This is a genomic window from Thermogutta sp. (assembly GCF_039793925.1).
Taxonomy (GTDB): domain Bacteria; phylum Planctomycetota; class Planctomycetia; order Pirellulales; family Thermoguttaceae; genus Thermogutta.
Genome location: NZ_JBAMME010000255.1, coordinates 1 through 4,601, shown reverse-complemented (window position 1 = coordinate 4,601; position 4,601 = coordinate 1). Strand labels below are relative to the sequence as shown.

Below are 4,601 nucleotides of genomic sequence, written 5' to 3'. Positions count from 1 at the left end.
GGTTTCCATCCCAAAATCCTAAGGCCAAGAAAGAGGGGTGCGGAATGTCGGTTGTAACCCCATATGGGGGCCTTGTGGGCCGTGCTCCAGACCCGGTCCACGCCCTCCATGCGGGGGCCTTCGTGCCTGAGGGGGGTGAAGTCCAGGGCCAGGACGCCGCCTGGCGGGGCCTGGGCCAGGTGGGCTTCCAGGGCGGAGGGGGTACGGGCGAGGGCGCAGCTTGCGTGGTGAGAGGCGAGGGGGAGGAAGCCGCGTTCCCGAAGGTTCAGGGCCTGGTCCTCTCGCTCCTCAAAGTCGGGGCGCTCTAAGTCCTCTACCGCCCCACCCACGGCGGGCAGGACTTCCACCTCTTCGGCTATGGCTTTCAGCACTTGCCGGACGCCCGAAATGGGGTTCACGTCACTGCCTCCTCCGCCCCCTCGGCTTGTTCCTCTCCGACCAGTTCGCGCAAACTTTGCTGAATTTCACGCAGCTCCTCATCGCTCAAGCCCCAGAGCTTCGCCGCCTGGACATCAATCTCCGCCTCAATCTTCCGCAACCGCTTCTCATCCCCTGCCTTCGCGGCCTCGTGGGCCTCCTGTGAGAGTTCGGAAAGCCGCCGACGCACCGGGTCCTTCGGGTTGTAGCGGGGGATGCGGACGTGCTCAAGGATGTGCATTGAGCCCATGCTTTTGCCGCCTTCCTGACTATAGGAGACAGCCACAAATTGGAATGGCAACGAGTTCACAAGCGCACAGATATAGTGGGCTTCCTCAGCGTTTGAGCACTCCACCAGCGTCACCGTCTCTTGAGGCACAACTGGCTTGCTCTCATGTAAGCCGACCACTGCTGCCTCAATCTGCGCGAGTCGTGTCCATACCACCTTCCAGGGGGCGAAGGTGTAGGTGCCGATGTCCATGACACCATAAAACTCGGGTTCCCGTTTAGAGAGGATTTGCTTATAGCCACTGCGGTTGCGCAGTTCCTTTTCAAAACGCTTCAAGTAGCCATAGGTCTTAGGGTAGTCCGCCTGCAGGCGCTTCTCTGGGTAAGCACGGGTTGGGTTCTTTGGGTCTTGGGGCACAATAATCCACGCCGAGGGTTCTGCCTTCCACCGCCGGACGTCGCGCCCGCGCAGGAGGGGATAGAGCAAGTCGGGTTCAATCGGCTTGGTCACTTTGTCCACCTTCACTTTGGCGCCCTCAGTGATGTTGCTCACCATGACCAGCCCAACGGGGCACTTGAGAGAGTGGTTTTTCACGATGTTCACCCAGTAGACGGCGTTTAGCCACGTACAGCAACCAGCGTGTGCTTCGTAATCGGACCTTCCCAGCACCTTGCGGATGGCTTTAAGGGCTCTCTCGCGGGCGGTGAGCCAGGGGGAAGTCGGGTCGTTGGGATCAACGGGTTCGGCAACGAAGTCCAGCTGCTTTGTGGCTTGGATTACCTCGCCAAGGGTACTGTCGTAGGTGAATCTTTTCCTACCGACTTTGCGCCAGACGGTGTAGGGCACGGGGTAGGTGGTGGGCTTGCCCTTTTCCAGCACCATCACAGCAGTGCGGTTGGAAGCGCCTTCAAAGGGCTGTAGCACAACCATGTCGTCCACATAGACCACTTTGATGGGGCGCCTCTGCCTATTGTGCGGTGGCAGTTCAAAACGCCTGAAGCCAGAGCCTGCGGCAGTCTTGAAGAGGCTCTGGGTGATGACAAAGCCGAGCCGTCCGCCATCTTTCAACAGGCTGTCCGTCACCGTGTAGGTCATCAGAGCCGAGATATCCACCTTCACCGCACCCAGCCGAGGGCGCCCTCCTTTGAAGGTTCCCGCCAGCCGGTAGCGTTCCCACAGGTCTTTGGTGCCGTTGCGATACCCATCAGGCAGGTGTTCCCAGTTGACCCAGGGCGGATTGCCGACGATATAGTCAAACTCGCCGACGGTGAGGGGAGCGAAGTTGTTTTTGAGGAGGCGCGCCCAGAGTCCGTTCATCCCTTTTTGGTACAAGTCCAAGATTTGCTCGTAAAGTTTCCTTACCACTTCAGCGTCTCCTTGTTGCCAATTCGGAGGAGCCAGTTCCTTCTCCACTCGGTGCACAAAAGCCTCGGGGTTGATTTTATCTTCGACGCTCTCTTCCAGCATGTTGCAAAATCGGTCAAAGTGCTCTTTGGTGCTGAGACATGCGGGAACGCGGAGTGTGCCAACGGCTGTCGGGAACTCATAGGTGTCGGCGGAGAAAAGTTCTTTACCCCTTGCTGGGGTTCGGACGGAATCGGCGAGATAGACAGGGATGATGATTTCGCCTTTCCGATGCGGGAGCAAGTCAGCGATGGTAAGTAGGTAGTTTACTCTTGCGGTCAGCACCGCCAGCGGGTTGATGTCAAAGCCGACGACATTGTGGAGGATGGCGTGGAGCAACTCCGGCTCGTTGACCTTCAGTTCTGAGCCAAGTTCCTTCATGCGGTTGAGGATGAGGACGAGGAAAGTGCCAGAGCCGCAGGCCGGGTCAAGCCAGCGGAGGTTCAAAAGTTTCTCACGCAACTGTGCTTCGTGGGTATGGGTATCGGAGGCGAAAAAATCGCTATCAACTTGCTTGAGCACCCATTGTGCCAGCCAGTCAGGGGTGTAGTATTCGCCGAGGTTGTGGCGGATTTCGCGGGGCAAGAGGTAGTGGTAGAGTAACTTGAAGAGGTCGCGAGTTTCCTCGGGCACGACGGTGAGCGTAGTGGGATCGTATTCATCCAGCCGGAGGATGATCTCCCGCACGGCATTCTCAATCTCGTTGTTCCAGGCATAGAGATACCAGGAGAAAAAGTCGCCCTCCAGCAGGTTGGTGATGCCGAAATCACGGAAGATGCCGCCCGATTCCATCTTCTCAAGATGGCGGCGCAGGGTATCGCCATCGGCAACTGCCAGTTCGCCAAGCGATGGAACACCCAACTTGACAGCAAGATGGCGTGAAAGCGCCAGCCATGCGATGAGTTTGACCAGCAGAGCAAAGTAGGTATGGAGGCAGAAGAAGGTGCGTTCGGGTTCCGTAACAGTTAAGCCCGCTTTGCTTGCCCACTCTTTGAGCAGCTCTAGTTTGCGCCCTCCGAAGGCTTCCGAGTAGTCGATCGACTCGCTGAAAAAGAGCTTCCACTGCTCGAAGAGGTTGCGCACCATCGGGGTGTTGCGTTGTAGCTCCGCGTCTAACCCCTGGGTCAGGGCACGCAAGATGGTCTGGGTGCGCTGCTGCTCGATACTGAAGTCGCGGTTGAGATTTTCGGGCGTGAGGGCAATCCCTGAGGAGAGGCTTGCCAGCCAGTAGAGAAACCGCTCCAGCGACGCCTGCGTAACGGGCGTTGGTGATTCAACAGAAAAGTCTCCGTTACGGTAGCGGACGAAGATGATATAGTGCCCGTCAAAAGCGACGCCGGCAATGCGGCTGATGTCCTGCCGTTGACCTTTTGCCAAGTCAGAGATGTATTTTTTGACTTGCTGGACGGCACGATTCGTTTGCCTGTGAGAAAGACTGTCCTTCAGCGTTCCCGGTCGCTTATACTCGATGACGAAGCGGTTGAAGACGGCATCGGCGCGCCCGGTAGCCAGGGTGTATTCGGCGTTGGCCTGTGGGTCCAAGCCAACCTCCTGACAAAATTGGGTGAGCGACTGGTCAATGGGCTGACGGAATTTAGCTTCGTTAGGATTATTTGGCAGCATTTTGTCTAAGTCGCTACGGATTTTCTTTGCCCATTGACTGATCTTTTGTTGGAGATCATTCTGCTCCATCGTCATACTCCTTTAAAGCAGACTTTGATCTGCTCCGGCTCGTGGGTGAGGTCTTCGTCCTTGTCCTTCACATCGCGCCGGTCGATGCGGGGCTAGAAGTTGGAAGAATACTTGATGCCGTAAGGCGGGTCAATATAAATCATCTGTACCTGGCCCGCCATGCCCTCTTTGACCAGTAGCGAATTCATCACCAGGAGCGAATCGCCTAGGATGAGGCGGTTGGCCCAGCCCACCTGGTGCTGGTAGAATTCGACCTGCTGGTCAGCCGGCAGCCGCGTCTCGCTAAAGAGATCCGGCTGGATGCGTCGCGGGCGGCAGATAGTGTCCAGGATCGCCCGGGTGGAGATGCGTTCGTGGATGTGAAGCGATACCACATACGCCTCAAACGACGTGTGCTCCGCCTTACCCGCCCAGTCCAGCTTCGGGTCCAGATGGGGGTCGTAGGCGTAGCGAGTCGTCTGGCGCTCCCGCACTTCGTAGGTTGGGGCGATACCAGCGGGCGGGTTGTTCTTGCGCCGAACCTCCTTGTGCCGGAAGTCGCGCACAGCAATTTGGTTTGACTTCTTTCTGCGTGGCATTTTACCCATCTCCTAGTGTTCGGGTATGTCGCTCTTCAATGGGGATCTGCCGTGTCATAACCAAACTTGGCCCCTCTTACCAGCCAGTTTAGTCATCGCTCCCACCCCCTTTCAAGTTGTCCTAAGAACTCGTATGCCCGAGTGGCGAATTCGTCCGTACCACCCCCTTATGCGCACGGGCCAGACCACCTGGACCCCTTCCCCTTCCTCCGGTTCCTCCGGGGAAAGGGGTAGGTATACCCGAAGGGCCACGAGGGTGGTGCCCCCCACCTTCCGCCTCT

General features: G+C 57.6%; 3 protein-coding genes. All 3 read right to left on the bottom strand.

The window, feature by feature from the left end:
* Positions 1–398: hypothetical protein (locus ABJK56_RS12380; protein ID WP_347244977.1), on the bottom strand; the 398-nt coding region annotated here is incomplete at its 3' end.
* Positions 395–3,742: a DNA methyltransferase gene (locus ABJK56_RS12375; protein ID WP_347244976.1), complete on the bottom strand. Its 3,348-nt coding sequence runs from the start codon at positions 3,740–3,742 to the stop codon at positions 395–397. The genes ABJK56_RS12380 and ABJK56_RS12375, both read right to left, overlap by 4 nt.
* A 92-nt stretch (positions 3,743–3,834) precedes the next feature.
* Positions 3,835–4,320, bottom strand: coding sequence for a hypothetical protein (locus tag ABJK56_RS12370; RefSeq protein ID WP_347244975.1), 486 nt, complete (start codon positions 4,318–4,320; stop codon positions 3,835–3,837).
* Positions 4,321–4,601: the final 281 nt, after the last annotated feature.